Annotated in this window: 5 protein-coding genes and 1 pseudogene; all 6 read left to right on the forward strand. The window is 64.1% G+C overall.

What is annotated here, in order from left to right:
• On the forward strand, positions 1 to 338 hold a 338-nt coding region (locus EOA32_RS34335; protein ID WP_128374074.1), incomplete at its 5' end, for an SET domain-containing protein-lysine N-methyltransferase.
• A 177-nt stretch (positions 339 to 515) separates the two neighbouring features.
• On the forward strand, positions 516 to 779 hold the full coding sequence (rpsU, locus tag EOA32_RS34340; protein ID WP_040969057.1) for a 30S ribosomal protein S21: 264 nt from the start codon (positions 516 to 518) through the stop codon (positions 777 to 779).
• Between the two features lie 135 nt (positions 780 to 914).
• Positions 915 to 1766 (forward strand): tetratricopeptide repeat protein, encoded by an 852-nt coding sequence (locus tag EOA32_RS34345; protein WP_067002613.1) that lies wholly within the window; start codon positions 915 to 917, stop codon positions 1764 to 1766.
• Between the two features lie 188 nt (positions 1767 to 1954).
• Positions 1955 to 2431 (forward strand): DUF992 domain-containing protein, encoded by a 477-nt coding sequence (locus tag EOA32_RS34350; RefSeq protein ID WP_128374075.1) that lies wholly within the window; start codon positions 1955 to 1957, stop codon positions 2429 to 2431.
• Between the two features lie 235 nt (positions 2432 to 2666).
• Positions 2667 to 3797 (forward strand): annotated as a pseudogene (locus tag EOA32_RS34355) (MFS transporter); the annotation flags it as partial.
• 31 nt (positions 3798 to 3828) lie between these two features.
• Positions 3829 to 3889 (forward strand): hypothetical protein (locus tag EOA32_RS40380; RefSeq protein WP_245499492.1); only part of this gene is annotated, 61 nt, incomplete at its 3' end.

Below are 3889 nucleotides of genomic sequence, written 5' to 3' on the forward strand. Positions count from 1 at the left end.
GTGTTTTCGCCGCCGAGCCGGTCAGGAAAGGCGCCTCCATCTGGCGGCTCGATCCCGATTTCGATCGGCTGATCCCGATGGAGAAATACGAGAAGGCGCCGCCGCATCTCAAGGAATTGCTCGACCGCTACGCCTATCCGAGCCCGGACAAGCCGGGTTTCATGGTTTATGAGGTCGACAATGGCCGCTTCATGAACCATGCCGAGCGGCCGAACACGGATTTCTCCCAACATGGTGGCGCCACAGCGACCCGGGATATCGCGGCCGGCGAGGAAATCACTTGCGACTATGGCGAATTCTTTGAGGATTTCGCGCGCCTGCATCTTGCGACCGCCTAAGGCTCAGACCGGCAAGGCACGGCGCTCGGGCTTCCGATCGTGGTTTCCTGCAATCAACGGTGGACAGCACAGCCTGATTCTGCTATCAGCCGGCACAATTCGCGGTGCAGGTCACTGCGGAGGCATGTGGCTATGGGCTGCTTGCCTGAGATTTCAAACCCGAAGACAGGATTGCACGTGCAGGTACTCGTCCGCGACAACAACGTTGATCAGGCGCTTCGCGCGCTGAAGAAGAAGATGCAGCGCGAAGGTATTTTCCGCGAAATGAAGATGCGCGGTCACTACGAAAAGCCGTCCGAGAAGCGTGCCCGCGAGAAGGCGGAAGCCGTCCGCCGCGCCCGCAAGCTGGCCCGTAAGCGCGCCCAGCGCGAAGGCCTGCTGCCGATGACCCCGCGCCCGGCTCCGGCTGGTGCTGCCGGCGCATCGCGTTCGCCGCGCTGATACCGTCAATTTTTCGTCCTTTTCGAAGGATACCGAGGGTGGCGCGATGCGGAATCGCCGCCACCTTTTGTTTATGCGTTCGAGCCGGTTCGGAGAGGGAACGGACCTGACGGCGCGGCGCCAGTGAGGACTGAGATGAACGCAATTACCGTGGAGCGCAGAACCGCTTTTCGCGGCTTCGCCCTGACGGCGGCCCTGCTTTCGGGCCTGACCCTTGCAGCATGCCAGACCGCCCCGACGGGGGAGTTCAACAATATCGACAAGGCGCAAGGCTCGACCGAGAACATCTCCTCGCTGTCGGCTGTCATCCAGCGCAATCCTCAGGATCCCGAGGGTTACAATGTGCGCGGCTCGGCCTATGGCCGCGGCGGCCAGTACCAGGCGGCGCTCAAGGATTTCGACACCGCCATCCAGCTCAATCCGAACTTCTATCAGGCCTATTCGAACCGGGCGCTCATCCAGCGTTTCCTGGGCAACCAGCAAGCAGCGCTTGCCGACTATAACCGCTCGATCCAGATCAACGCCAATTACGACGCCGCCTATATCGGCCGCGGCAATCTCTATCGCAAGGCTGGCCGCGTCAACGACGCGTTCAACGATTTCCAGAAGGCGATCCAACTCGACACGACCGACGCCCGCGCCTACCACAATCGCGGCCTGATCTATCAGAGCCAGGGCCAGCACAAGTTCGCCATCGAGGATTTCTCGACCGCCATCTCGCTGGCGCCGGACGCAGCCGAGCCCTACAACGGCCGCGGCCTGTCCTATCTCGCCATGAATGACGAGGACAACGCCTTCGCCGACTTCAACATGGCCATCAAGCTCGACGGCAAGAACGCCGAGGCCTGGGCCAACCAGGCGCTGATCTACGAGCGACGCGGCGACAAGGAAAGGGCGGCCAAGTCCTACCGCGAGGCTGTCCACCTCGACCCGAACTACCAACCCGCCAAGGACGGCCTGTCGCGCACCTCGGCCGGCGCCAGCTGATCGGAAGCTAAGGCCGCCGGGGGTCCGGTCGCCCGCGATGGGTCTATTGCGGCGCTGACACGCCGATGTGGCCGTCAGCCGCCAAGGGCGATGCGCTGGCTCGCCATGCTCGCGCCAAGTTTTGGGCGGAACGCTCCTCGCACCTCGACCGTTTAACCGGGGCCGTTTGTTGCGAAAGGACATTTCCGATGATCAAGACACTTGCCTGTGCCGCCGCCGCGCTTGCCGCCACGGTCCTCGCTTCTCCGGTCAGCGCCGGCACGCTCCGGCTCGGCACGCTCGATTGCACCATCGACGGAGGCACCGGTTACGTCATCACCTCCAACAAGGGCGTGTCCTGCGTCTTCCGCCCCTATCATCACGGTCCGGCCGAGCTCTATACGGGCATGATCTCCAAGCTTGGCGTCGATATCGGCCGGACGCATCAAGGTCAGCTTGTCTGGGCGGTTCTCGCCGCCACCCGCCACCATGACGCAGGCGATCTCGCCGGCAGCTATTACGGCGTCAACGCGGAGGCGAGCGTCGTGACCGGTGGCGGCGCCAATCTTTTGGTCGGCGGCCTCGACGGCGCCTTCATGCTCGAGCCGCTGAGCGTCCAGGCGCAGACCGGCGTCAACCTCGCTGTTGCCGTGGCTTCGCTGGACCTCATCCACTCCTATAAGTGAAATTTCAAATCAGTTAGCACCGATACTGCCCGGGACTCTCGCTCCGGGCCGCTCGTTCCCGGGCCGAATTTTTAGCGCGCTTGCTCGCTGACATCGCCGAAAATGCCTCTTGAGCTCAACTGCGCTTGAGGTTCCACAAGCCCTGCCGAACTGGATCTGGCGCTTCGTTCGCAATGCGGATGAGGTTGCGGAAAACAAGCGGGAGATCGACGTGACGGCAGCAGGCGGCGGCAAGGTGGCCGGCAACAAGGTGGACTGGCGAGCACTGTGGGCAAGCGGCGACCTGGCGCGTTTCTGCTTTGTCAGTCTCGGCATCCTGCTGCATGCCACCAATGAGACTATGGTGGCGACGGTGATGCCGGCCATGGTCGGCGAACTGGCCGGCGTGCAGCTCGTTGGCTGGTCGCTGGCGATCTATGAGCTCGGCGCCATCGTCGCGGGTGCGGCCGCCGGGCGGCTGGTGAGCTATGTCGCGCTGCGCTCCAACATGATGGTCGCCGCCCTGCTCTACGCAGCAGGCGCGCTGATCTGCGCGACGGCACCCTCCATGCCGGTCTTCCTCGCCGGGCGGCTGGTCGAGGGACTTGGCGGCGGCGCGCTGGTGTCGCTCGCCTTCGTTTCGGTCGAGCGTCTCTTTCCGCGCAACATCTGGCCGCAGCTCTTCGGCATCATGTCGGCGATCTGGGGCGTCGCCGCCTTCAGCGGACCGATGCTCGGCGCTGTTATGACCGAGTTCCTGTCGTGGCGCTGGGCCTTTGGCGTCTTCACTTTCGGCGGCGCGGCGATGGCGCTGGCGAGCTTTATCGTGCTGGACACGCCGGAGGCGACGAGGCCGCAGGCGGGCAGCGGCACGGCGCCGCCCTTTCCCTATCCGGCGCTTGCCTGTCTCGCCATCGCCGTCGTGCTGATCGCTGCCGCCGGCATCGACATCGCCCTGCTGCGCTCGTCGCTGCTGCTGGCCGTCGGGCTGATCGGCCTGGCGCTTTTCTTCCGCATCGATGCCCTCAGGCCGCGCTCGCGCCTGTTTCCGGCACCTTTGTTCTCATGGCGCTCGCCGCTTGGCTCAGGCATGACGATGGTTGCGGCCTTCTCGGTAGCGACCTGCACGTTCACCATTTACGGGCCGCTGCTGCTCACCACGCTGCACGGCATTCCGATCCTGACCACCGGCTATATCATCGCTGCCGAATCCATCGCCTGGTCGATCCTGTCGATCCTCATCGCCAATGCGCCGCTGGAACGCGAAAGACTGATCATCGTCGTCGGCGCGCTGATGATCGCCTCCGGTCTTGCCGGTTTCGCCTATGCCATCCCCGCAGGTTCGATCCCGCTGATCCTGCTCTGCGCTCTGCTGCAGGGCGGCGGCACTGGCGAAGCTCGGCGCCGATGTCCGGCTCGTGTCCGGTCCGGTCAACATCGCCGATCCGGCCGGGGTGAAGACCACGCATGTGGAAACAG

The sequence above is a fragment of the Mesorhizobium sp. M1A.F.Ca.ET.072.01.1.1 genome (assembly GCF_004023325.1).
Lineage (GTDB): Bacteria > Pseudomonadota > Alphaproteobacteria > Rhizobiales > Rhizobiaceae > Mesorhizobium.

Coding starts and splice junctions, on each gene's coding strand:
- EOA32_RS34350 (WP_128374075.1), top strand. CDS start 1,955: ATGATCAAGACACTTGCCTGTGCCGCCGCCGCGCTTGCCGCCACGGTC.
- EOA32_RS34345 (WP_067002613.1), top strand. CDS start 915: ATGAACGCAATTACCGTGGAGCGCAGAACCGCTTTTCGCGGCTTCGCC.